The organism is Curtobacterium sp. AC268 (assembly GCF_979258745.1).
This window is the reverse complement of sequence record NZ_OZ409878.1, coordinates 1,154,601-1,176,903: the sequence shown is the minus strand read 5'-3', so window position 1 is coordinate 1,176,903 and position 22,303 is coordinate 1,154,601. Positions and strand designations below refer to the sequence as shown.

The window sequence follows — 22,303 nt, the reverse complement described above, 5'->3', positions numbered from 1 at the left end:
GCGGCGCCGGGCAGACCTGACCACGACTGGCGACCTGCGACGTCCCCTGCTAGCGTGCTCAGGTCCCGTTATCTGCTCGTTACCAACGAGTGAGCCCTTCTCTGATCAGGATCGCCACCGCACGCATGCCCCGTACTCCTCTGTCGTCCGCTCCCACCGACGGTTCCGTCGACGCCGCCACCCCGGTCGTCCACCAGACCCGACGCGCTCGGATCGAGGCGGAACGAGCAGCGGCGAAGGGCTCGGTCGTGGTGCACGAGGAACAGGGCTCGACGCATCCGAGCTTCGACGACGTGATCGGCGCGGCCACCCCGGGGACCCCCGCGGCCCCGGTGTCACCGATCGACCTCGCACCGGCATCGCCCGTGCGCCCGGCCTCCCGCATCGCGACGCCGCCGGCCCCCACCTCGCCTGTCGTGCACGCCCGGCGGGTCGCTCCCGTTGCCTCCGTCACCCCGGCGTCGCAGCCGCGTCGTGTCGCGGGGCAGGTCCCCGCATCGCGCCGCCGCAGCAGCCGTCCGGCCACGAAGACCCCGGTCGACCGCGCGACCCGTCACATCCGGTCCACCGCCACCACGGCCACCACGACCCCCGCAGCAGCGCGGCCCCCGAAGCAGGGCGCGTCGTTCCGCCGTGCTGCCTCGCGCGTGACCGCGGTCGGCGCACTGCTCTTCGCCGCAGGCCTCGTCGTCTCGACCTCGCTGCCGGCGCAGGCGCTCTGGGTCCCGGCGTCCGGTTCGACCGCGGCCCGTGCCACCGTCGACGGAGCGACCCAGTCGATGCAGGTCGGCGCCTCGGCCGACGGATCGACCGCCCGCGACCAGTACACGGTGTCCGACGCCACGCAGTACGCGAACGTCGACTCCTCCAGCTTCACGAACGACCCGACCGGCACGATCCAGTGGCCGTTCCTGACCGGTGTCCCGATCACCTCGGGCTTCGGTGGACGCCAGGTCGCCGGGTGCTCGTTCTGCTCGACGAACCACATGGGCGTCGACTTCGCCCCGGGCGAGGGCACCCCGATCGGCGTCATCGCCGCCGGCACCGTCATCAAGGTGCAGGCGAACGACGGCGGCTTCGGCAACGACGTCTGGGTCGAGCACGACGTGGACGGCAAGCAGTTCGTCAGCGTCTACGGCCACATGGAGGACAACTCCTTCAAGGTGGTCACCGGCCAGCACGTCGAGGTCGGCGACATCCTCGGTCTCGTCGGCAGCACGGGCAACTCCACGGGCCCGCACCTGCACCTCGAGGTGCACGTCGACGGGGTCCCGGTGGACCCGCTGGCGTGGCTCAAGACCAACGCGAACTAGCGGCCCACGACGCGGCACGCCCGGGCGTCTCGCCCGGTTCCGGAGCAGCGTCGGAGGTCTGCTATCCTCGTGTGGTGCCGTTCGCGGCACATCGCCCCGATAGCTCAGTGGTAGAGCACCTCCATGGTAAGGAGGGGGTCGTCAGTTCAATCCTGACTCGGGGCTCCGACCCGGTGCGCGTGCCGCTCCGGATCTCTGGCGGGGTAGCTCAGTTGGTTAGAGCACACGACTCATAATCGTGGGGTCGCGGGTTCAAGTCCCGCCCTCGCTACACGCAAGGCCCTCTCGTCCAGGATCACCTGGGTCAGGGGGCCTTCTCTGTTGCCGGCCCCTCTTCGATTGCTGGGGTTCACCCCGCAGCGCGTTCAGTCCGCCGCCGGCACATCGGCCGCGACGTTCTCCTGCGCGGCGAACTGGGTGCGGTGCAGCTCCTCGTACCGGCCACCCGCGGCCAGCAGTTCGTCGTGCGTGCCGCGCTCCACGATCAAGCCGTCCTCGACCACCAGGATCATGTCCGCGCTGCGGATCGTGGAGAGCCGGTGCGCGATCACCATCGCCGTCCGCCCCTCGAGCGCCTCGCCGAGCGCAGCCTGCACCGCGGCCTCGGACGTCGAGTCGAGTGCCGCCGTCGCCTCGTCGAGGATGACGACGCGCGGCTGGGCGAGCAGGAGCCGGGCGATCGTCATCCGCTGGCGCTCGCCCCCGGACAGCCGGTAGCCGCGTTCGCCCACCATCGTGTCCAGCTGGTCGGGGAGCGACCGGATGAGCGGCTCGAGCCGTGCGCGGCGGACGGCGTCCCACACCTCGTCGTCGGACGCCTCGGGCCGGGCGAACCGCAGGTTGGAGCGGATGGTCTCGTGGAACAGGTGGCCGTCCTGCGTCACCATGCCCAGGGTGTGCCGCATCGAGGCGAACGTGACGTCGCGCACGTCCGTCCCGGCCAGGCGAACGGCACCGCTGTCGACGTCGTACAGGCGTGCGAGCAGCTGCGCGACCGTGGACTTGCCCGCTCCGGACGAGCCGACCAGGGCGACGGTCTGCCCCGGCTCGATCCGGAAGGACAGCCCGTGCAGCACCTCCTCGCCGCCGCGGGTGTCGAGCGTGGCGACCTCCTCGAGCGAGGCGAGGGACACCTTGTCGGCCGACGGGTACGCGAACCGGACGTCGTCGAACTCGACGGAGACGGGGCCGTCGGCGATGGTGACCGCGTCGGGCTGCTCCCGGATGAGCGGTTCGAGGTCGAGCACCTCGAAGACGCGCTCGAAGCTGACCACGGCGCTCATGATCTCCACCCGCGCGTTCGCCAGGCTCGTCAGCGGTGCGTACAGCCGGGTGAGGAGGAGCGCCAGGGTGACGACCTCGCCGGTGTCCAGCCGGCCGGCGAGCGCGAGGAAGCCGCCGAGCCCGTAGACCAGCGCGAGGGCGAGCGCGGACACGAGCATCAGCGCGGTGAAGAAGACGAACTGCAGCATCGCGGTCCGGACGCCGATGTCGCGGACCCGGGCGGCGCGGACTCGGAACTCCTCGGCCTCTTCGTCGGGCCGGCCGAACAGCTTCACGAGGGTGGCACCGGGTGCCGAGAAGCGCTCGGTCATCTGGGTGCTCATCGCGGAGTTGTGGTCGGCGGCCTCGCGGCGCAGGGCGGCGAGACGGCTGCCCATCCGGCGCGCGGGGACCAGGAAGACCGGGAGCATGACGACGGCGAGGACCGTCACGAGCCACGAGGTGCTGAGCATGACGATCAGGGTGAGGACCAGCGCCACGAGGTTCGTGACCACGCCGGACAGCGTGCCGCTGAAGGCCTGCTGGGCGCCGATCACGTCGTTGTTGAGGCGGCTCACGAGCGCACCGGTCCGGGTGCGGGTGAAGAACGCGATGGGCATCTTCTGCACGTGGTCGAAGACGGCGGTGCGGAGGTCCAGGATCACGCCCTCGCCGATCCGTGCCGAGTACCAGCGCGTCGTCAGTGACACGGCGGCGTCGGCCACGGCCACCAGGGCGATGACCACGGCCAACCGGACGATCGTCGAGACCTCTCCGCGGGCGACGATGACGTCGACCACCTGACCGGCGAGGACCGGCGTCGCGACCGCGAGGAAGGCGCCGACGACGGAGAGACCGATGAACACCAGCAGCTTCGCCCGGTACGGCACCGCGAACGTCAGGATCCGTCGGACGGACGCGCGGGAGAACCCGTGCTTGCCGCCCTGCGCGGACGAGATCTTGTACAGCGAGCTCCAGGCTGCGCTCTCCATGCTCATGGCGGTTCCTTTCCGGGGCCCCTGGCCCAACCTAGATGGCTGGCCGGGTCCCCGGTGACCGCTCCTGTGGCGGTGCGCCGCGCGGCCACCCGCCGGAGGCCGTCGGGCCGGCCTACTGGGTGCGGTGGGAGCCGGTGTCCGTGCGCGTCGCGAGCACCCCGGCCGCACGGAACGCGTCCTCGACCGCGGCGGTGACCTGCTGCCAGGCGGCCCGTCGCCGGTTCGCCCCGATGCTGCCGCCGGACACGGCCGTGCCGTGCCCGGCCCGGCGCAGGGTGATGGTGGTGGTGGCACCGTCCACCACGGTCGACAGCTCGTACCGGCGGTACTCCCGGGCCGGCTGCACGAGCGCACCGAGCAGGATGGTGAGCGTCCGGCTGCCCGCCGTCGCGGTCATCGTGCCACCCGTCGACTCGACGCGGTGGCCCGTGCGGCGCAGCGCAGCGGCCGCGACCTCCATGGCGGTGCACCGGTCTCCCGTGTGCACGGCGAACTCCGTCGTGGTGTCCATCGGCCCTCCCCGTCCCGAACGAACCCGTGCCGCACGGCACGTCCCGATTCCCCCGAATCGGTCTCAGACAGTCTAGCTGATGCGTTCTCATGGATCACCGGCGCCCGGACGGGCCTCGGTAGACTGCCGTGGTGTCAGTGAACCCCGAGCTCGTCGGCAGGACGTTCCCGCCGGCCCAGCCCTACCTGGTCGGCCGCGAGAAGGTGCGCGAGTTCTCGCGTGCGGTCTTCGCGACCAACCCCGTCCACCACGATCCGGGCGCCGCACGTGCCGCCGGGTACGCCGACGTGGTCGCGCCCCCGACGTTCGCCGTCGTCGTGCAGGAGGCCACGCTCGCGCAGCTCCTGAACGAGCCCGACGCCGGCATCGACTTCTCCCGCGTCGTCCACGGCGAGCAGTCCTTCACGTACGACCGGCCGATCGTCGCCGGTGACGAGCTCACCGCGACCCTGACGGTCACCGGCGTGAAGACCCTCGGCGGCAACGCGATGGTCACCGCCCAGAGCACCATGAACGACGCCGAGGGTGAGCACGTCGTCACGGCGACCTCCACCCTCGTGGTCCGAGGAGACGACGCATGACCGCCGCACCCGCCACCGCGCTCGAGGTCGGCACCGTCGTCGCCGAGCGTGACGTGCACATCACGCGCGACTCGCTCGTCCGGTACGCCGGCGCCTCCGGCGACTTCAACCCGATCCACTACCGCGACGACGTCGCCGCCTCGGTCGGCCTGCCCGGTGTCCTCGCCCACGGCATGCTCACGATGGGCATCGCCGTGCAGCCCGTCGCCGAGTGGCTCGGCGACAGCGGCTGGGTCGCGGGCTACGGCGTCCGCTTCACGCGCCCCGTCGTCGTCGACCCGGAGCAGGGTGCCACCGTCGGCATCGTCGCGAAGGTCGGCACCGTCGACGAGGACGGCCGGCCGAAGCGCATCGACCTCACCGTGACCGCCGCCGGGCAGACCGTGCTCGGCAAGGCGCAGGTCACGGTGGTGTTCCGCTGACCGTGTCCGAGCCGGTGCTGGCCGACCTGACGACGCTCCGCGTCGGCGGGGCCGCCACCCGGCTGCTCACGGCCACCACGACCGACGAGCTCGTCGCCCACGCGCTCGACGCCTTCGACGACCACGAGTGGCTCGTCCTCGGCGGCGGCAGCAACCTGCTGATCGCCGACCAGGGCTTCGACGGCACCGTCGTGCTGGTCCGGACGACGGGCGTCGACGCCGACCGCGACGCCGACGGCGTCACCGTCCGCGTCGCCGCGGGGGAACCGTGGGACCCGTTCGTCGCCACGACCGTCGCGAACGGCTGGACCGGCCTGGAGGCCCTCAGCGGCATCCCGGGCACGGTCGGTGCGTCCCCGGTGCAGAACATCGGCGCCTACGGGGTCGAACTCGCCGACGTGCTCACCCGCGTCGAGTTCCTCGATGCGGCCACGGGGGAGCGCGCGTGGGTCCCCGCAGCCGAGCTGGCGCTCGGCTACCGCACGTCGACCCTCAAGCACGGTCGACGCGGTGTCGTGCTGACGGTCGAGTTCCGGCTCGGGCTCGCGGGGGAGCACGGTGTGCCCGTGCGGTACGCGCAGCTCGCCGGTTCGCTCGGGGTCGAGCTCGGTGCGCTCGTGCCGCCCACGACCGTCCGCGACGAGGTCCTGCGGCTGCGCGGCTCGAAGGGCATGGTGCTCGACGGGGACGACCACGACACCTGGAGCGCCGGGTCGTTCTTCACGAACCCGATCGTGTCGCCGGCGTTCGCCGAGACCCTGCCGGCCGACGCGCCCCGCTGGCCTGCGGGCGACGACGTCAAGCTCAGTGCCGCGTGGCTCATCGAGCACGCCGGCGTCCACCGTGGCTACGCGGTGCCGGGCTCCCGCGCGGCGATCTCGTCCAAGCACACCCTCGCGCTCACGAACCGCGGCGGGGCGACGGCGGCGCAGGTGGCCGAGCTCGCACGGTTCGTGCAGGTGACCGTCCTGAACCGCTTCGGCGTCTCGCTCGTCCCGGAACCCGTCGTGGTCGGGGACCTGCTCGGCTGATCGTCCGCGCGACGGGACGGACGAGCACGACGCACCACGGGTCTCCCGGAAACGCAGAGCGGGCCACCTCGACGAGGTGGCCCGCTCTGTGTTCCCGAGGTCTACGCGAAGAACTCCGCCAGCCGGGCGACGCCCTCGGCGATGTCGTCGTCGCCCAGCGCGTACGACAGGCGCAGGTAGCCGGAGGGCCCGAAGGCCTCGCCCGGCACGACCGCGACCTCGGCGTGCTCGAGGATCAGGTCGGCCAGCTCGAGCGTGGTCGTCGGGGTGGTGCCGGCCCACTCGCGACCGAGCAGCGCGGTGACGTCCGGGTAGACGTAGAAGGCGCCCTGCGGGGTCGGCGTGCGGAAGCCCGGGATCGCGTTGAGGCCGTCCACGATGGCCTTCCGTCGGCGGTCGAAGGCCTCGCGCATGGCGGCGACGGGCTCCTGCGGACCGGTCAGGGCGGCGATCGCGGCGCGCTGCGACACGTTCGAGACGTTCGACGACAGGTGCGACTGCAGGTTCGAGGCGGCCTTGACGGCGTCGGTCGGGCCGATGAACCACCCGACGCGCCAGCCGGTCATCGCGTAGGTCTTCGCGACGCCGTTCACCAGGATCGTGGTGTCGGCGAGGGCGGGGACCTCGGCCAGCATGCCGGCGAAACGGACCCCGTCGTACACCAGGTCCTGGTAGATCTCGTCGCTGATGACCCAGATGCCGTGCTCGAGCGCCCACTCGCCGATGGCCCGGGTCTGCTCGGCGGAGTACACGGCGCCCGTGGGGTTCGACGGCGAGCAGAACAGCAGCGCCTTGGTCGCCGGGGTGCGGGCGGCCTCGAGCTGCTCGACCGTCACCAGGTAGTCCTGGTCGCTGCCGGCGAAGACCTCGACCGGCTCGCCGCCGGCCAGCCGGATGGCCTCGGGGTAGGTGGTCCAGTACGGCGCGGGCAGCAGGACCTCGTCACCGGCGTCGACGATGGTCTGGAACGCCTGGTAGACCGCCTGCTTGCCACCGTTCGTGACGATGACCTGCGACGGCTCGACGGTGATGCCGGACACCCGGGCGGTCTTGTCGGCGATGGCCTGCTTGAGTTCGGGCAGGCCGGTCGCGGGCGTGTAGCGGTGGTTCTTCGGGTCCTGCGCGGCCGCGACGGCAGCGTCGACCACGTGCTGCGGGGTCGCGAAGTCGGGCTCGCCGGCGGCGAACGAGATCACCGGACGCCCGGCGGCCTTGAGTGCCTTGGCCTTCGCGTCGACCTTGAGCGTCGCGGACTCGGCGATGGCCGCGATGCGGGACGCGATGCGCGGACGATCGGCCGACGCGGTGGCGAGGGTGTCGACGGACACGTGGGCGGTGGACTCGGGGCCTGGGGCTGCGGTGCTCACGGAGCCCAGCCTACCGGCGCGGCACGCCGTGGAAGGGGCCAAGTGGACACCGTGTGACGGACTCCCGTAGACTCGTCCACCGGAACGCGGATCGGTGACGAACCGTTTCCGAAGGGCGGTGGCTCAATTGGTAGAGCAGCGGTCTCCAAAACCGCAGGTTGCAGGTTCGAGTCCTGTCCGCCCTGCAACTCTGGAAGGGTAGAAGTTGGCGAGCAAAGACATGGAGACGACGGCGGACGACGTCGTCGCCAAGGCGAAGCAGGACCGGGCCGAGCGCCGCGGGCCCATCGCTGCCATCGTGCTCTTCATCCGTCAGGTGATCGGCGAACTGCGCAAGGTCGTGACGCCGACCCGCAAGGAACTCTTCAGCTACACGGGCGTCGTGCTCGTGTTCGTCGTCGTCATGATGATCCTGGTGTCGATCCTCGACTTCGTCTTCGGTCTCGGCGTCGGGTACGTCTTCGGCAACGGGCCCACGGCCTGACCCTGACGTCGACTGCCGTGTGCGGTCGTTCTCGAGGAGTACGGTCGCCCGAGACGGCGTCGATCGTGACGGCGTCGCTCGTGACCATGAACGAACGCCACCCCGACCCGAACCACCGAACGGAAAGAATCGACTGTGTCTGACAACTCCCGCGATGACATCGACCTCGCGACGGCTGCCGAGCAGTCCTCCGAGGTCGAGGAGAACCAGGAAGGCGACGTCGAGACCGGCGAAGGACGCTCCGTCGAGTCCGCTGAAGAGCGTGCGATCTCGATCGAGGGCGACGACGACGAGTCCCTCGGCCTCAGCTCCGAGCCCGACGACGGCACCGTCGACGCCGGCCTCGACGAAGCACTGACGGCCCTGCAGGAAGCCCGCGACCCCGAGGCCGACGCCGTCGTGGACGACGCCCTCGAGATCGACTCCACCGACGAGGCCGAGGCCGCCGTCGAGGCCGTCGAGGACGAAGAAGAAGTCGAGCTCGAGTCCGAGACCGCCGCCGAGGCGAACGAGACGCTCGCCGCCGACGAGGCACTCGACGCCGAGGACGAGGACGACGAGCCCGCCGAGGTCGACCCGTACGAGGCCTTCAAGGCTGAGCTGCGGATGAAGCCGGGCAAGTGGTACGTCATCCACTCCTACGCGGGCTTCGAGCGCCGCGTGAAGTCGAACATCGAGAACCGCATGGTCTCGATGTCGATGGAGGACTACATCTACCAGGTCGAGGTCCCGATGGAGGACGTCGTCGAGATCAAGAACGGGCAGCGCAAGCTGGTCACCCGCGTTCGGATCCCCTCGTACGTGCTCGTCCGCATGGACCTCAACGAGGACTCGTGGTCCGTCGTCCGGCACACCCCGGGCGTCACCGGCTTCGTCGGCAACGCGCACAACCCGACGCCGCTCCGTTTCGACGAGGCGTTCGGCATGCTCAAGTCCCTCGTGCAGGTCGCCGAGGCCGCCCCGACCAAGGGTGGCGCGAAGGGCAGCGGCCTGCAGGCACAGCCCGCAGCCGAGGTCGACTTCGAGATCGGCGAGACGATCACCATCAAGGAAGGCTCGTTCGCGGGCCTGCCGGGTTCGATCTCCGAGATCAAGCCGGAGAGCGGCAAGCTCACCGTCCTCGTCTCGCTGTTCGAGCGCGAGACCCCGGTCGAGCTCAGCTTCGACCAGGTCACCAAGCTCTAGCGACCACCCAGATGTAGCGATCACCGAGATCGACTACACTGAACGGGTTTGGGCCCGCGCGCCTCGTGCGAGCGGGCCTTCACCGCTGTCCGGAACGGCCGGACCAGCGGGAGAGTGCACGGATCCCCGTGTGTTCGATTCCAGGAGGAAGACAAGTCATGGCACCGAAGAAGAAGGTCACGGGCCTGATCAAGCTGCAGATCAACGCGGGAGCCGCCAACCCGGCCCCCCCGATCGGTCCGGCGCTCGGTCAGCACGGCGTCAACATCATGGAGTTCTGCAAGGCGTACAACGCGGCGACCGAGTCGCAGCGTGGCAACGTCGTGCCGGTCGAGATCACCGTCTACGAGGACCGTTCGTTCACGTTCGTCCTGAAGACCCCGCCGGCCGCCGAGCTCATCAAGAAGGCTGCTGGTGTGCAGAAGGGGTCCTCGACCCCGCACACGGTCAAGGTCGCGAAGATCTCGATGGACCAGGTCCGTCAGATCGCCGAGACCAAGCAGGCCGACCTGAACGCCAACGACATCGAGCAGGCCGCGAAGATCATCGCCGGCACCGCACGCTCGATGGGCATCACGGTCGAGGCCTAAGCACCGATCGGGCTCCGGCCCACCACCAGACACCTTTCCGTGGGAGAGCCTCGCCGGCTCGCCAACCACGTATCTCGCAAGGAGACCACCATGGCGAAGAAGTCCAAGGCCTACCAGGCCGCGGCCGCGAAGATCGAGGCCGACAAGTTCTACACCCCGACCGAGGCCGTCGCCCTGGCCAAGGAGACCGGTTCCTCCAAGACCGACTCCACGGTCGAGGTCGCGCTGAAGCTCGGCGTGGACCCCCGCAAGGCCGACCAGATGGTCCGCGGCACGGTCATCCTGCCGCACGGCACGGGCAAGACCGCCCGCGTCATCGTCTTCGCGACGGGTGCGGCTGCTGAGGCCGCCATCGCAGCCGGCGCCGACGAGGTCGGTGGCGACGAGCTCATCGCCAAGGTCGCCGAGGGCTACACCTCGTTCGACTCCGCTGTCTCGACCCCGGAGCTCATGGGCAAGGTCGGTCGTCTCGGTAAGGTGCTCGGCCCGCGTGGCCTCATGCCGAACCCGAAGACCGGCACCGTGACCCCGAACGTGGCGCAGGCCGTCAACGACATCAAGGGCGGCAAGATCGAGTTCCGCGTCGACAAGCACGCCAACGTGCACTTCGTCGTCGGCAAGGCCTCGTTCACGCCGGAGCAGCTCGACGAGAACATCTCGACCGCGCTCGAGGAGATCAACCGCCTCAAGCCGTCGTCCTCGAAGGGCCGTTACGTCATGAAGGGCGCCGTCTCGACGACCTTCGGCCCCGGCATCCCGCTGGACGTCAACAGCATCTGAGTCCACTGACTCACGGGTTCTCGGACTCATGGAAGGACCCGCACCGGCAACGGTGCGGGTCCTTTCCGCATGTAGGGCGCGTGTCCCGATAGCGTGGTGCCGTGCGCACCCTCGTGAACTCGCTCCGACTGATCGCCGTCATCGCCATCGTCGTCGCGGTCGTGGCGCAGTGGCTCGAGAGCTCGCAGACCCCGACCTACTCGTTCTGGAACTTCTTCGGCTACTTCACGATCCAGTCGAACCTGATCGTGGCCGTGGCCCTCGCGGTGACGCTCGTGGCCGCAGCCCGACGCAAGCGGGCGGACCTCGCCGTCTCGGTGCTCCGTGGCGCCGCGACGGTGTACATCGCGACGACCGGCATCGTCTACAACACGTTGCTCACGGGCGCGAACGTGTCGGCCTCGGTGCCGTGGTCGAACGACATCGTGCACAAGATCATCCCGGTGTACGCGGTGCTCGACTGGTTGCTGTTCTCGGACCGTGCACGGCTGCTGCTCCGCCACGTGTGGTGGTTCCTGCTCTACCCGGCCGTCTGGACCACCGTGGTGCTCGTCCGCGGCGCGACCGACGGGTGGGTGCCGTACCCGTTCCTCGATCCGGCGCAGGGCTACGGCGTCGTCGCGATCTACGTGGTCGGGATCGCGGTCTCGATCACCCTGCTCGGCATCCTCGTCGTGGGGATGAGTCGACTGCGACTGGTGAAGGCCTAGGAGACGCTAGGAGCGGAAGCCGCGCAGCTTGTCGAGCACCAGGTCGGCGAGCTGCACCAGCCCGCGGATCTGGTCGTCGTCGCGGTCGACCCAGCGGCACTCGGGCTCGTCGGCGACCGGTACGAACCCGTCGTGGCGTTCCCAGACGAACAGGGTGCGGTCGGCACCGAGCACGTACTGCTGCCACCAGATCTGCCGGAGGTAGTGCCGGGGGATGCTCCGCCACGCCTTGCCGGTGGTCTTGATCTCGGCGAGCACCACGCGGGACGACTCGTCGACCCCGACGCCGTCCGGGGTGGCGAGGTGGGCGCGGTTCGCAGCGGCGTGGAACAGGTGCGCCGAGGGCTGGATGCCGTGGGTGGCGGCCACCCAGGCGGCGATGACCGGTTCGCGGTCCTTGCCGTGCTCGGTGAACGCGTTGCCGGAGAACCGGGAGCCGTAGCGCTTCTCGGTGACGACGGCCTCGACGGCGCGCAGCGAGGCGAGCCGGGCGACGTCGGTGGCGGTGATGCCCATGGCGCGGGCGCGGAGCCAGGCGACGCGGTCCGAGGAGTGCGCGACGATGCGCTCGGTGTGGCCGCGCAGGGCGGTGAACGCATCACGCGCAGCCGGGACCGGTGTTCCGGAGGCGGGATGCGCCTCCAGACCGGGGTCCAGGTCGCCCCACAGGGTGGGCTGCACGATCGTCACCCGACGATTGTCCCCCCGACCACCGGCAAGACCGAAACCGACGCGCTCACACGGCCGGCGGTGTGCGTCAGGGAGACCAGTTCGCGGCCCTCGGCGAAGGCGACCAGCTCGTCGACCCCGGCGGGGGAGAGGGCGTACCCGATGGCGAGGGCCGCAGCTCCCTGCAGCGCGGCGAGGGACCCGGCGCGGGACTGCACGATGACGAGGTGCTCACTCGCCAGGGGCATCGAGCGGGAGTACACGACCTCGCGGACGCCGGCGAGCAGGTGCTCACCGGCCTGCGTGATCGAGCCGCCGAGTGCGATGACGGACGGGTTGATGAGCGAGATGCAGGTCGCCAGGACCTCGCCGATGTCCCGACCGGCTTGTCGGACGGCGTAGATCGCGTCGAGGTCGGACCGGTTCACCAAGTCGATCACGTCCGCACCCGTGTGCGCATCGTGCCCCTTCGCGCGGAGTGCGCGGGCGATGGCCGGACCGGAGGCCACGGCCTCCAGGCAGCCGGTGTTGCCGCAGTGGCAGGGGACGTCGCCGGCGCGGGAGACCCGCACGTGGCCGATGTCACCCGCGGTGCCCTGGGCGCCGCGCTGGAGCCGGCCCTCGGAGACGATGCCGGACCCGATGCCGGTGGCGACCTTCACGAACAGCAGGTGGTCGACGTCCGGCCAGCCGTGCTCCCGCTCACCGAGGGCAGCGATGTTGACGTCGTTGTCGAGCAGCACGTGGGCGGCGATGTGCTGGCGGAGCCACGAGGGCACGTCGAAGCCGTCCCAGCCGGGCATGATCGGCGGGTTGGCCGGGCGGCCGGTGGAGAACTCGACCGGCCCGGGGACGCCGATCCCGATCGCGATGACGTCCTGTCGGCTGCGCCCGACCTCGGCGAGCAGGTCGTCGATCGTCTCGACGAGCCAGGACAGGGTCGGGACCGGACCGGCGGCGATGTCGATCCGGGCCTCGCGGGTGGCGAGCGGTGCCGCGACCAGGTCGGTGACGGCGACGCGACCGTGTGAGGCCCCGAGGTCGGCGGCGATCACGAGCCGGGCGCGGGGCTTCAGCGCCACCTGGGCGGGCGGACGACCGCCGGTGGAGACGGCGGTGTCCACGGCGCCGACCAACCCGATGTCGATCAGGGAGTCGAGGCGCACGCCGATGGTGGAGCGTGCGAGTCCTGTCAGTGCGGCGAGCTCGGCCCTGGTGCGCGGCACGCCGTCGCGGAGGATCTGGAAGAGCTCGCTCGTCCCGACCGGAGGCGACGCTGCCGTCCGGTTCAAGTCGACCATGTGGGGAGTGAAGCACACATCGTTCGCGCCACGCAATGAAGTCCGTCGACATTCCTCGGACTTCTGCTTGACCGCCGACAAAAGTGCTCGTAGTGTGACGATCGGTCAGTGACGACCGCACCATCTCGACGAGGAGAACCCCTGGTGACCCAACCGCTCTCGGTCCAGCTCTACACGGTCCGCGATGCCCTCAGTGCTGATCTGCCCGGCACCCTGCAGCGCATCGCCGACATCGGCTACACGAACGTCGAGGCCTTCGGCTTCGTCGACAACGCCGACGAACTCGCCGCCGCCCTCCGCGACGCCGGCCTCGCCGCACCGAGCGGCCACGCCCGTCTGCTGGACGCCGGCGAGCAGGACCTCGAGCGCATCTTCCACGCCTCCACCACCCTCGGCTTCGGGACCCTCGTCGACCCGCACATCGACGAGTCCCGCTGGACCACCCGCGAGGACGTCGAGGCGATCGCCCGCGAACTCAGCGCCCTCGCCCCGCGCGCCGCCGACCACGGCCTGGTGCTCGGCTACCACAACCACGCGTTCGAGTTCTCGAACCGCATCGACGGTGTCAGCGCCTACGAGGTCTTCGCCGACGCCCTGTCCGACGACGTCGTGCTCGAGCTCGACACCTACTGGGTGCAGGTCGGCGGGGACGACCCGGTCGCGGTCATCGGCAAGTACGGCGACAAGGTCCAGTTCCTGCACGTCAAGGACGGCGACGGCTCGCACGACGACAAGCAGCAGGTCGCCGTCGGCAACGGCATCATGCCGATCCGCGAGATCATCGCCGCGGCGCCCGACGCACTGCACGTCGTCGAGCTCGACGACCACGAGGGTGACGTCTTCCAGGCCGTCGCCGACTCCTACACGTTCCTCGAGGGGGCCCGCGCATGACCGACACCACGACCGCCGCCGCAACGGCGACCGACAGCGCCACCCGCACCGGCCCCGTCGGCGTCGGCGTCATCGGCGCCGGGGTCATCTCGGACCAGTACCTGTCGAACCTCACCGTCTTCCCCGACGTGACGGTCCGCTTCATCGCCGACATCGACCTGCCGCGCGCCGCCGCCCAGGCCGAGAAGTGGGGCGTCCCCGGATCGGGCACCGTCGAGGAGCTCCTGGCCGACGACGACATCGAGATCGTCGTGAACCTGACGATCCCGGCCGCCCACGTCGAGGTCGCGCTGCAGGCCCTGGCCGCCGGCAAGCACGTCTGGGGCGAGAAGCCCTACGCTCTCGACCGTGCCAGCGCCGCGGAGCTCCGCGACGCCGCGGCGGCCGCGGGCAAGACCGTCAGCGTCGCCCCGGACACGTTCCTCGGCGCCGGCCTGCAGACCGCGCTCCGCACCATCCGCGACGGCCGGATCGGCACGCCCCTGAACGGCCTGACGCTCTTCCAGAGCCCCGGCCCCGAGTCGTGGCACCCGAGCCCCGAGTTCCTCTTCGCGTACGGTGCCGGTCCGCTGTTCGACATCGGCCCGTACTACATCACCACCCTCGTCCAGACGTTCGGACCGGTGAAGAAGGTCACGGCGACGGCGTCGAAGTCCCGCGCCACCCGCACCATCGGCTCCGGACCGAAGGCCGGCACCGAGTTCCCGGTGGACGTCCCGACGAACCACTCCGCGCTGATCGAGTTCGAGAACGGCGGGAGCGCACAGAGTGTGTTCTCGTTCGAGTCCGACCGCGGCCGCACCGGCTTCGTCGAGATCGCGGGGGAGACCGGCACCGTCGTGTTCCCCGACCCGAACAACTTCGACGGCGACACCGAGCTGTACGCCCTCGGTTCGGAGGAGCCCGAGACGATCCCCGCGGTCGGCTCCACCTACTCGCGCGGCACCGGCGTGGTCGACCTGGCCCGCTCGCTGCGGGCCGGCGACGAGAACCGCGTCCCCGGTGCGCTCGCCTTCCACGTCCTCGACGTGATGGTCTCCATCGCCGAGGCGGCAGAACGTGGCGAGGCGGTGCTCGTCGAGAGCACCGTGTCGCCCTCCCCGACCCTCCCCGAGGGCTGGGACCCCGCGGAACGCACCCTGGCCTGACCGCCGGGGCGCTGCCCGCAACCCACAGCAGCACCCGACCAGCACCATCCGCAGCACCAGCTCCACCTCCGCACCATCCCCTGCACCATCTCAACGACGAGAAAGTAGAGAGTCATGCGCACTGCCATCCGCGCACTGGCCATCACCGCGGCCGCCGCACTCACCGTGTCCGGCCTCGCAGCCTGCTCCTCCGGATCCTCCGGATCCGCCGGCGACTCCAAGACGCTCACCTACTGGGCGTCCAACCAGGGCACGTCCCTGCAGAACGACAAGGAGGTGCTGACCCCCGTCCTCAAGAAGTTCACCAAGGAGACCGGGATCAAGGTCGACCTCCAGGTCATCGGCTGGAACGACCTGCAGAACAAGATCCAGACCGCCGTCACCTCGGGCCAGGGCCCGGACGTCGTCAACATCGGCAACACCTGGGCGACCTCGCTCCAGGCCACCGGCGCCTTCCAGGAGTTCGGTGACGCCGAGATGAAGGCGATCGGCGGCGAGGACAAGTTCGGCAAGGTCGCCCTGTCCACCGGTGGCGCGCCCGACAAGACGGTCACGAGCGTCCCGCTCTACGGCCTCGCCTACGGCCTGTACTACAACAAGAAGATGCTGTCGGACGCCGGCATCACCCCGCCCACCACGTGGGAGGAGATGGTCTCCGACGCCGAGAAGCTGACCAAGGGTGACACCTACGGCTTCAGCCTCGCGGGTGGTTCGTACACCGAGAACTCGCACTTCGCGTTCATCAACTCGGCGCAGAACGGCGGCGAGTGGTTCGACAAGGACGGCAAGCCGACCTTCACCTCGAAGGCCAACGTCGACGGCATCAAGCGCTACCTCGACCTGATGCAGGACTCGAAGGTCGCCAACCTGTCGAACGCGCAGTACGACAACGCCACGCAGTCCACCACGGACTTCGCGAAGAAGAAGGCCGCGTTCATCCTCAACCAGAACAACGCGAACGCGACCATCGAGTCCCTCGGCATGAAGTCGGACGAGTACGGCGTCGTGGCGCTGCCCGCCCCGAGCGGTGGCGAGCAGATCGCCTCGTTCCCGGCTGGCATCAACCTGTCGGTCTTCAAGAACACGAAGAACAAGGACGGCGCGCTCAAGTTCGTCAAGTACATGACGAGCATGGACACGCAGACGACGCTGGACAAGCCGTACTCGGCTCTGCCGGTGCTCGCCGAGGCTGCTGACTCCGTCACGGACGAGCAGACGAAGACGTTCCTCGACATCTACAACAACAAGGCGAAGCCGCTCCCGCTGGTGCCCGCCGAGGACCAGTTCGAGTCCACGGTCGGCAAGGCGATGAACGACATGTTCGCCAAGATCGCGACCGGTTCCAAGGTCTCCGAGGCCGACATCAAGTCGGCACTGCAGACCGCCCAGGACCAGGTGTCCCAGGCCGCCGGTTGATCCACCCTGGAGGCCCGGGTCGCGTCCGCAGGACGCGCCCGGGCCTCCAGCCCCTGACGCTCCAGAGCCGATCATCCGTCGGCCGTGAGGCGGACGCCCCAGGGCCGACCACGCGTCGGCCGTGCGGCTGACGCCCCACGCACCCCGCGCCTCCCGGCCGCTGCCACGGCCCGCGCGGACCGCACCTGCACGCCCCTCCTGCCGAAAGGCCCCACCAGATGTCCACGACGGTCCTGCCCGACTCGGAGCGCATCGACCTGACGCACACGAAGGCCCCGACGATGTCGGGCCGTCCGCCAGGTCGCAAGCGCAAGACCCACTGGCTGCCCTACGCGCTCGTCGCGCCGGCCATCCTGTTCGAGCTGCTCATCCACATCGTCCCGATGCTCACCGGCATCTGGATCTCGTTCATCCAGCTCACCAAGTACTTCATCGCGAACTGGGGTGCCGCGCCCTTCGCAGGGTTCCGGAACTACCAGGTCGTCGTCGACTTCGACCAGGCGATCGGCCGCGGGGTCCTCAACTCGTTCCTCATCACGTGCGCCTTCACGGTCCTCGTGGTCGGGCTCTCCTGGACCTTCGGCATGGCCGCAGCGGTCGCGCTGCAGAAGCCGTTCGCCGGACGCGGGCTCTTCCGCACCCTGTTCCTGGTGCCCTACGCGCTGCCGATGTACGCCGGCGTCATCACCTGGAAGTTCATGTTCCAGCGTGACTCCGGGGCCCTGAACCACCTGCTCGTCGACCAGCTGCACCTGTTCGGCGGGGACGCCCCCTTCTGGCTCATCGGCAACAACGCCTTCGTCGCCGTCGTCGTCGTGGCGATCTGGAAGACCTGGCCGTTCGCGTTCCTGATGCTCATGGCCGGTCTGCAGTCCGTCCCGAACGACGTCTACGAGGCCGCCTCGGTCGACGGCGCCAAGCCGTTCCGCCAGTGGCGCTCGATCACGCTGCCGATGGTCCGCCCGGTCAACGTGACGCTCGTGCTCGTGATGTTCCTGTGGACGTTCAACGACTTCAACACGCCGTTCGTGCTGTTCGGCTCGACCGCCCAGCCGCCCGCCGCGGACCTGCTGAGCTTCCACATCTACAACGCGTCGTTCATCACCTGGAACTTCGGTTCCGGTGCCGCGATGAGCGTCCTGCTCCTGCTCTTCCTGCTCGTCGTCACCGGCATCTACCTCGCCGTGACCAACCGGAGGTCCGTCCGTGCGTGAGACAACTGGCGCCAAGTCCTTCAAGATCATCACCCTGGTCGTCCTGACGCTGTTCACGGTCGTGCCGCTCTACGTGATGATCACCACGGCCATCAAGCCTCTCGGCGACGTGCAGGACAACTTCACGTGGATCCCGTCGAGGATCACCTTCCAGCCGTTCATCGACATGTGGTCGACGGTGCCGCTCGGCCGGTACTTCGTCAACTCGCTCGTGGTCTGCACGGTGGCGACGGTGTTCTCGCTGATCATCGCGACCTTCGCCGCCTACGGTGTCTCGCGTTGGAACTTCAAGGGCAAGAGCACCTTCACCACCGCGGTGCTCTCCACGCAGATGTTCCCCGGCGTGCTGTTCCTGCTGCCGCTGTTCCTGATCTTCACGAACCTCGGCAACACCCTGGGCATCCAGCTCGTCGGGTCGTGGCTCGGCCTGATCATCACGTACCTGACCTTCACGCTGCCGTTCTCGATCTGGATGCTGGCCGGGTACTTCGAGACCATCCCGCGCGAGCTCGACGAGGCCGCGATGGTCGACGGTTCGGGCCCGATGGGTGCGCTGTTCCGGGTCATCCTGCCGTCGGCCCGCCCGGGTCTGGTGGCGGTCGGGATCTACTCGTTCATGACGGCCTGGGGTGAGGTCCTCTTCGCCTCGGTCATGACGAACGGCCTCGGTTCGACCCTGGCGGTCGGTCTGCAGCAGTACTCGACGCAGACGAACGTGTACTGGAACCAGGTCATGGCGGCGTCGCTCGTCGTCTCGATCCCGGTCGTGGCCGCGTTCCTCGTGGTCCAGCGCCAGTTCGTCGCCGGCCTGACCGCCGGTGCCGTGAAGTAGGCGGAGGCCCCTTCCGCAAGACACCGGTGTTCGCGCTCGACGCCCCCGCATGACGCGGTGCGCAGCGTGAACACCGGTGTTTTGCCGTTCCCCACCGACCCGACCACCCGACGACCGACAGGATGGAACCATGAGCGACGAGACCCGAGGGCGGCAGCTGCTGCCCGGACAGACCAGCCGCGTGCACGTGTACGACGTCGAGTCCCGCACCTCGCGGCTCGTGTTCGAGTCGGCCACGGTGCTCGTCGAGGCGCCGAACGTCCTGGACGCCCAGACCCTGGTGCTGAACGGCGACGGCGACCTGTGGCTGTTGCGGCTGCCGTCGGGCGACAGCGGCACCGTGCTCGACGAGACGGCGCTCGTGCCGGTGCCGATGGACGGCGTCGACGAGATCAACAACGACCACGTGCTCGAGCCGTCCGGCAGCTCCATCGTGGTGAGCGCCCGCGACGGCGAGCTCTACCGCGTCCCGCTGCCCGAGGGCGGTCCCGCGACCCGGATCACCGACGTCGCAGCGGCCCTGCCCACCAAGCGGAAGTTCTACCTGCACGGCATCGCCCCCGACGGCAGCGCCCTCGCCGCGATCGTGGGGGAGCTGTCCGAGGACGGCGTCTGGACGACCGACGTCGCGATGGTCGACCCGGAGACCGGCGAGCCGACGTTCGTCACGCGGGACGAGCACCCCGACGACGGCTGCACCATCAGTCCGGCCGGCGGGATCCTGCTCTGGAACACGGAGCGGTTCACCCCCGGCACCGCGCAGCTGGCCGTGCGCTGGCCCGGGCACGACAGCCCGGTCCGCCTGACGAACGACGACCGGGTGAACTGGTTCCCGCACCTGTCGCCGGACGGCTCGCACCTGCTGTACCTGTCGTACGAGCCCGGCGTGCAGGGCCACCCGGCGGACCACCGCGTCGAACTCCGGCTGCTGCCGGGGTCGCTCGTCCGCGGCGCTCGGATCGCGGTCCAGCCGGAGACCCTGGTGGCACTCGACGGTGGGCAGGGGACGGTCAACGTGCCGCCGTGGGCCCCCGACTCGGCGTGGTTCGCGTACTGCGACTACCCGGTGGCCGGGTAGCGGCGGCGTCTGCGGCGCCGGGGCGGCGGCGTCCTCACGCGCTGTGCGACAGTCCACGCGCCGCCGCACGCGTGGACTGTCGCTCAGCGCGAAACGCGGACGGACACCCCGCCGCCCGCCGCCCCGCTAGACCTCGCGGACCTGCCCCTGCTTGATGTGCAGGCGACGCTCGGCACGCTTCGCGACCCACGAGTCGTGCGTGACGATGACGACGGTCAGGCCGCGCTCCCGCCACTGCTTCTCGATGAGCGCCATGATCTCGTCGCGGGTCGACTCGTCGAGCGCCCCCGTCGGCTCGTCGGCGAGCAGCACGCTCGGGTTCTTCACCAGCGCCCGGGCGATCGCCACGCGCTGCTGCTGTCCGCCGGACAGCTCGGCCGGCAGATGCTCCATCCGCTCACCCAGTCCGACCTCGCGGAGGGCAGCGACCGCACGTTCGCGGACCTCGCTCCGGGACCGGTTCGCGAGGGACCCCGCGAACGCCGTCTCGACGTTCTCGAGCGCCGTCAGCGTCGGGATCAGGTTGAAGCTCTGGAACACGAAGCCGATCTCGGTCGCCCGCAGGTCGGTCAGCGCGCCGTCGCCGAGCTTCGCCACGTCGCGGTCGCCACCGAGGTGGATCGATCCGGCACTCGGCCGGTCGAGCGCTCCGAGCATCTGCAGCAGCGTCGACTTCCCGCCGCCGGTCGGCCCCTGGACGGCCACGAGTTGCCCCTGCGGGATCGTCAGGTGGACGTTCGTCAGGGCGGTGACGGTCCGGTTCTTCTGCTTGTAGGTCTTGCTGACGTTCGTCAGCCGGTACATCGGACTGGAGGCACGGCTCGCCTCCGCCTCGCCGGTCGCGGTGTCGGTGCTGGTCACGGTTGCTCCTGTCGTCGGTTCGGTCGTGTCGGTGCGGCCGGGCATCAGGCCACGCTCCGGAGCGCCTCGGCCGGACGGAGCCGGCTCGCCCGCCAGCCGCCGAGCGCGCCGGCGATGAGGCCGCCGAGGATCGCCAGGCCGATCGCCAGCAGGATGATCTCGACGGTCACCGGGGCGTGCAGGACCACGTCGGTCGTCGACGCCGTGCTCGCGCCGCCGCCGAAGCCCCCGGCCGGTGCACCGCCCGTCGTGCCGCTGCCCGCGGCCGCGGTCGCCGCGCCGCCGGGCATGCCACCACCGCCACCGGCACCCCCGCCGGTCGTGCTCGAGGCGCTCGCCGAGATCGTCGGACTGATGACGTTCACGACGAGGATGCCGATCAGGCCGGCCGCGGCGCCGAGCACGCCGCCGATCAGGCCCTGCACCAGGGACTCGCCTGCCACCTGTCGGGTGATGCGGCCGTTCGACCAGCCGATCGCCTTGAGGGTCCCGAACTCGCGGGTGCGGCGGGTCACGCCGGAGATCGTGAAGAGGATCGCGATGAGGAACGCCGCGGCGAGCACGACGATCGACAGCCACCTGCCGAGGTTCGAGACGAGGCTCGACGCGGTGCTGAGCGACCCGGACACGCTCGATGCGAGGTCGGCCTCGGTGGAGACGGTGGCGCTCGTCAGCTTCGCCTGCAGTGCGGACTTGATGGTGCTGACGTCGGAGGACGACTCGGCGGAGACGTAGATCGAGGTGACCTTGCCGTCGAGGTCGGCCAGCGCCTGTGCGGTGTCGAGCGGGATGTAGGTGTTCGAGCCCGTGGTCGAGGCCGAGCCGGTGGAGCTGACGATGCCGATGACGGTGAAGTCCGTGCCGCCGATGTCGACGGTGTCGCCGACCGCCTTCGACTCGCTCTTCGCGTACGACGCATCGAGCACGACGACGTCCTTGCCCGCGTCCTTCGCGGCGAAGGTGCGCCCCTTCGTGAGCTCGGTGCTCGTGAGCGGACCGACCGTCGCGCCGGAAACCGGGATGCCGGTCACCGTGAACGAGTCGACGCTGAACGACCCACCGCCGAACCCGCCGCCACCGCCGGTGTCCCCGCTCGGCGGGCCCTGCTGGGTCGTGCTGTCGCTGCTGGAGTCGCCGCTGCTGTCCGTGCTGCTGTCGTCGGTCGACTGCTGCTGGACCTGGCCGGAGAACGTGCTGTTCTGGAGGGTCAGCACACCCGTCGCGGCCTTGACGCCGTCGGTGGTCGTGATGGTGGACAGGTTCGCGGCGTTCAGGGTGCTCGTGCCGCGCGCGACCGCGAGCCGCGACTGCGACAGGTCGGTCGAACCGCTGTCGTCGTCGCTGTCGCCCTGGCTGCCGAAGTCGAAGCTCGGACGCCCGCCGTTCGTCGACGCCGTCGCGGTCTTGGTGACGGTGATGTCGGTGCCGACGCCGTAGACGGACTGCAGGACGCTCGACTGCGCTGCCTGCACGCCACCCGAGATCGACGACACGATCACCACGAGGGCGATGGCCAGGGCCATCCCGATCGCGATGATGACCGTCTGCTTCTTGCGGTTCGTGAGTTCGCGCCTGAGGTAGGTCAGGAACATGGTTCTCCTCGGTGGTGGCCGGCTGGGGGTCACCGGCCGCGCAGAGCACGCGGCGGGGCCGACGGA

General features: G+C 69.9%; 22 protein-coding genes and 3 tRNA genes. 18 read left to right on the top strand and 7 right to left on the bottom strand.

From position 1 onward, the window contains the following. Positions 1-125 precede the first annotated feature (125 nt). The 3 genes from ACZZ9K_RS05435 to ACZZ9K_RS05425 all read left to right on the top strand — a co-directional run bounded on the left by ACZZ9K_RS05435 (position 126) and on the right by ACZZ9K_RS05425 (position 1,584). On the top strand, positions 126-1,313 hold the full coding sequence (locus tag ACZZ9K_RS05435; protein ID WP_463443506.1) for a M23 family metallopeptidase: 1,188 nt from the start codon (positions 126-128) through the stop codon (positions 1,311-1,313). A 93-nt stretch (positions 1,314-1,406) separates the two neighbouring features. Then, positions 1,407-1,478, top strand: a tRNA-Thr gene (locus ACZZ9K_RS05430). A 32-nt stretch (positions 1,479-1,510) separates the two neighbouring features. Beyond that, positions 1,511-1,584, top strand: a tRNA-Met gene (locus ACZZ9K_RS05425). A 94-nt stretch (positions 1,585-1,678) separates the two neighbouring features. Here ACZZ9K_RS05425 and ACZZ9K_RS05420 read toward each other — a convergent pair. Together ACZZ9K_RS05420 and ACZZ9K_RS05415 are read right to left on the bottom strand one after the other, a co-directional pair. Then, positions 1,679-3,574: an ABC transporter ATP-binding protein gene (locus ACZZ9K_RS05420; RefSeq protein WP_463443505.1), complete on the bottom strand. Its 1,896-nt coding sequence runs from the start codon at positions 3,572-3,574 to the stop codon at positions 1,679-1,681. A 112-nt stretch (positions 3,575-3,686) separates the two neighbouring features. After that, complete coding sequence (locus ACZZ9K_RS05415) at positions 3,687-4,085, bottom strand: hypothetical protein (protein WP_232749945.1); 399 nt, start codon at positions 4,083-4,085, stop codon at positions 3,687-3,689. 131 nt (positions 4,086-4,216) lie between these two features. Here ACZZ9K_RS05415 and ACZZ9K_RS05410 point away from each other — a divergent pair, with 131 nt between their 5' ends. Genes ACZZ9K_RS05410 through ACZZ9K_RS05400 form a run of 3 tightly spaced genes read left to right on the top strand, consistent with a single transcriptional unit; the run spans position 4,217 to position 6,119 of the window. Further along, positions 4,217-4,666 carry an FAS1-like dehydratase domain-containing protein gene (locus ACZZ9K_RS05410; RefSeq protein ID WP_138803853.1) on the top strand — a complete coding sequence of 150 codons (450 nt, stop codon included), beginning with the start codon at positions 4,217-4,219 and terminating at the stop codon, positions 4,664-4,666. Continuing rightward, positions 4,663-5,088, top strand: a complete 426-nt coding sequence (locus tag ACZZ9K_RS05405; RefSeq protein ID WP_027466539.1) for a MaoC/PaaZ C-terminal domain-containing protein — start codon at positions 4,663-4,665, stop codon at positions 5,086-5,088. The genes ACZZ9K_RS05410 and ACZZ9K_RS05405 overlap by 4 nt, the downstream gene beginning before the upstream one ends. Positions 5,089-5,090: 2 nt before the next feature. Continuing rightward, positions 5,091-6,119, top strand: coding sequence for a UDP-N-acetylmuramate dehydrogenase (locus ACZZ9K_RS05400; RefSeq protein WP_463443504.1), 1,029 nt, complete (start codon positions 5,091-5,093; stop codon positions 6,117-6,119). 101 nt (positions 6,120-6,220) lie between these two features. Here the strand turns inward: ACZZ9K_RS05400 and ACZZ9K_RS05395 are convergent, their stop codons facing one another. Then, positions 6,221-7,447, bottom strand: a complete 1,227-nt coding sequence (locus tag ACZZ9K_RS05395; protein ID WP_463444736.1) for a pyridoxal phosphate-dependent aminotransferase — start codon at positions 7,445-7,447, stop codon at positions 6,221-6,223. A 151-nt stretch (positions 7,448-7,598) separates the two neighbouring features. Here ACZZ9K_RS05395 and ACZZ9K_RS05390 point away from each other — a divergent pair. From ACZZ9K_RS05390 to ACZZ9K_RS05365, 6 genes are all read left to right on the top strand, one after another. Continuing rightward, positions 7,599-7,671 (top strand) — tRNA-Trp (locus ACZZ9K_RS05390). 35 nt (positions 7,672-7,706) lie between these two features. Continuing rightward, entirely contained in the window at positions 7,707-7,970 is a 264-nt protein-coding gene (secE, locus tag ACZZ9K_RS05385) for a preprotein translocase subunit SecE (protein ID WP_371830607.1), read from the top strand. A 135-nt stretch (positions 7,971-8,105) separates the two neighbouring features. Beyond that, positions 8,106-9,155 carry a transcription termination/antitermination protein NusG gene (gene nusG, locus ACZZ9K_RS05380; RefSeq protein WP_071406319.1) on the top strand — a complete coding sequence of 350 codons (1,050 nt, stop codon included), beginning with the start codon at positions 8,106-8,108 and terminating at the stop codon, positions 9,153-9,155. A gap of 158 nt (positions 9,156-9,313) precedes the next feature. Beyond that, on the top strand, positions 9,314-9,745 hold the full coding sequence (rplK, locus tag ACZZ9K_RS05375) for a 50S ribosomal protein L11 (protein WP_017888638.1): 432 nt from the start codon (positions 9,314-9,316) through the stop codon (positions 9,743-9,745). Between the two features lie 90 nt (positions 9,746-9,835). After that, positions 9,836-10,525 carry a 50S ribosomal protein L1 gene (gene rplA / locus ACZZ9K_RS05370; RefSeq protein ID WP_017888639.1) on the top strand — a complete coding sequence of 230 codons (690 nt, stop codon included), beginning with the start codon at positions 9,836-9,838 and terminating at the stop codon, positions 10,523-10,525. 101 nt (positions 10,526-10,626) lie between these two features. Then, the gene (locus tag ACZZ9K_RS05365) at positions 10,627-11,235 is read left to right on the top strand and encodes a Pr6Pr family membrane protein (RefSeq protein ID WP_463443503.1); all 609 of its coding nucleotides are present in this window, start codon (positions 10,627-10,629) and stop codon (positions 11,233-11,235) included. Between the two features lie 6 nt (positions 11,236-11,241). Here the strand turns inward: ACZZ9K_RS05365 and ACZZ9K_RS05360 are convergent, their stop codons facing one another. Beyond that, entirely contained in the window at positions 11,242-11,925 is a 684-nt protein-coding gene (locus tag ACZZ9K_RS05360; RefSeq protein ID WP_214561295.1) for a YqaJ viral recombinase family protein, read from the bottom strand. After that, entirely contained in the window at positions 11,922-13,205 is a 1,284-nt protein-coding gene (locus ACZZ9K_RS05355) for an ROK family transcriptional regulator (RefSeq protein WP_463443502.1), read from the bottom strand. Before ACZZ9K_RS05355 ends, ACZZ9K_RS05360 begins: the two co-directional genes overlap by 4 nt. Before the next feature lie 144 nt (positions 13,206-13,349). On the opposite strand from ACZZ9K_RS05355, the gene ACZZ9K_RS05350 reads away from it, so the two are divergent. The 6 genes from ACZZ9K_RS05350 to ACZZ9K_RS05325 all read left to right on the top strand — a co-directional run bounded on the left by ACZZ9K_RS05350 (position 13,350) and on the right by ACZZ9K_RS05325 (position 19,784). Continuing rightward, a complete protein-coding gene (locus ACZZ9K_RS05350; protein ID WP_463443501.1) occupies positions 13,350-14,096 on the top strand; it encodes a sugar phosphate isomerase/epimerase family protein in 747 nt (248 codons plus the stop codon). Beyond that, on the top strand, positions 14,093-15,244 hold the full coding sequence (locus ACZZ9K_RS05345; RefSeq protein WP_138803847.1) for a Gfo/Idh/MocA family protein: 1,152 nt from the start codon (positions 14,093-14,095) through the stop codon (positions 15,242-15,244). The genes ACZZ9K_RS05350 and ACZZ9K_RS05345 overlap by 4 nt, the downstream gene beginning before the upstream one ends. Positions 15,245-15,358: 114 nt before the next feature. Next, positions 15,359-16,660: an ABC transporter substrate-binding protein gene (locus ACZZ9K_RS05340; RefSeq protein ID WP_214521794.1), complete on the top strand. Its 1,302-nt coding sequence runs from the start codon at positions 15,359-15,361 to the stop codon at positions 16,658-16,660. A gap of 218 nt (positions 16,661-16,878) precedes the next feature. Beyond that, the gene (locus ACZZ9K_RS05335; protein WP_027466372.1) at positions 16,879-17,874 is read left to right on the top strand and encodes a carbohydrate ABC transporter permease; all 996 of its coding nucleotides are present in this window, start codon (positions 16,879-16,881) and stop codon (positions 17,872-17,874) included. Next, complete coding sequence (locus ACZZ9K_RS05330; protein WP_027466373.1) at positions 17,867-18,706, top strand: carbohydrate ABC transporter permease; 840 nt, start codon at positions 17,867-17,869, stop codon at positions 18,704-18,706. Before ACZZ9K_RS05335 ends, ACZZ9K_RS05330 begins: the two co-directional genes overlap by 8 nt. 130 nt (positions 18,707-18,836) lie before the next feature. After that, positions 18,837-19,784, top strand: coding sequence for a TolB family protein (locus ACZZ9K_RS05325; protein WP_463443500.1), 948 nt, complete (start codon positions 18,837-18,839; stop codon positions 19,782-19,784). Between the two features lie 126 nt (positions 19,785-19,910). On the opposite strand, the gene ACZZ9K_RS05320 is transcribed toward ACZZ9K_RS05325, so the two are convergent. Both ACZZ9K_RS05320 and ACZZ9K_RS05315 read right to left on the bottom strand, forming a co-directional pair. Continuing rightward, entirely contained in the window at positions 19,911-20,588 is a 678-nt protein-coding gene (locus ACZZ9K_RS05320) for an ABC transporter ATP-binding protein (RefSeq protein ID WP_027466375.1), read from the bottom strand. A 101-nt stretch (positions 20,589-20,689) separates the two neighbouring features. Further along, positions 20,690-22,237 (bottom strand): ABC transporter permease, encoded by a 1,548-nt coding sequence (locus ACZZ9K_RS05315; protein WP_463443499.1) that lies wholly within the window; start codon positions 22,235-22,237, stop codon positions 20,690-20,692. Positions 22,238-22,303 lie beyond the last annotated feature (66 nt).

What these genes read in the sequence shown, in the direction of transcription:
- ACZZ9K_RS05435 (WP_463443506.1), top strand. Translation starts at nt 126, where the DNA reads ATGCCCCGTACTCCTCTGTCGTCCGCTCCCACCGACGGTTCCGTCGAC.
- ACZZ9K_RS05420 (WP_463443505.1), bottom strand. Translation starts at nt 3,574, where the DNA reads ATGAGCATGGAGAGCGCAGCCTGGAGCTCGCTGTACAAGATCTCGTCC.
- ACZZ9K_RS05415 (WP_232749945.1), bottom strand. Translation starts at nt 4,085, where the DNA reads ATGGACACCACGACGGAGTTCGCCGTGCACACGGGAGACCGGTGCACC.
- ACZZ9K_RS05405 (WP_027466539.1), top strand. Translation starts at nt 4,663, where the DNA reads ATGACCGCCGCACCCGCCACCGCGCTCGAGGTCGGCACCGTCGTCGCC.
- secE (WP_371830607.1), top strand. Translation starts at nt 7,707, where the DNA reads ATGGAGACGACGGCGGACGACGTCGTCGCCAAGGCGAAGCAGGACCGG.
- rplK (WP_017888638.1), top strand. Translation starts at nt 9,314, where the DNA reads ATGGCACCGAAGAAGAAGGTCACGGGCCTGATCAAGCTGCAGATCAAC.
- rplA (WP_017888639.1), top strand. Translation starts at nt 9,836, where the DNA reads ATGGCGAAGAAGTCCAAGGCCTACCAGGCCGCGGCCGCGAAGATCGAG.
- ACZZ9K_RS05355 (WP_463443502.1), bottom strand. Translation starts at nt 13,205, where the DNA reads ATGGTCGACTTGAACCGGACGGCAGCGTCGCCTCCGGTCGGGACGAGC.
- ACZZ9K_RS05345 (WP_138803847.1), top strand. Translation starts at nt 14,093, where the DNA reads ATGACCGACACCACGACCGCCGCCGCAACGGCGACCGACAGCGCCACC.
- ACZZ9K_RS05340 (WP_214521794.1), top strand. Translation starts at nt 15,359, where the DNA reads ATGCGCACTGCCATCCGCGCACTGGCCATCACCGCGGCCGCCGCACTC.
- ACZZ9K_RS05335 (WP_027466372.1), top strand. Translation starts at nt 16,879, where the DNA reads ATGTCCACGACGGTCCTGCCCGACTCGGAGCGCATCGACCTGACGCAC.
- ACZZ9K_RS05325 (WP_463443500.1), top strand. Translation starts at nt 18,837, where the DNA reads ATGAGCGACGAGACCCGAGGGCGGCAGCTGCTGCCCGGACAGACCAGC.
- ACZZ9K_RS05320 (WP_027466375.1), bottom strand. Translation starts at nt 20,588, where the DNA reads ATGTACCGGCTGACGAACGTCAGCAAGACCTACAAGCAGAAGAACCGG.
- ACZZ9K_RS05315 (WP_463443499.1), bottom strand. Translation starts at nt 22,237, where the DNA reads ATGTTCCTGACCTACCTCAGGCGCGAACTCACGAACCGCAAGAAGCAG.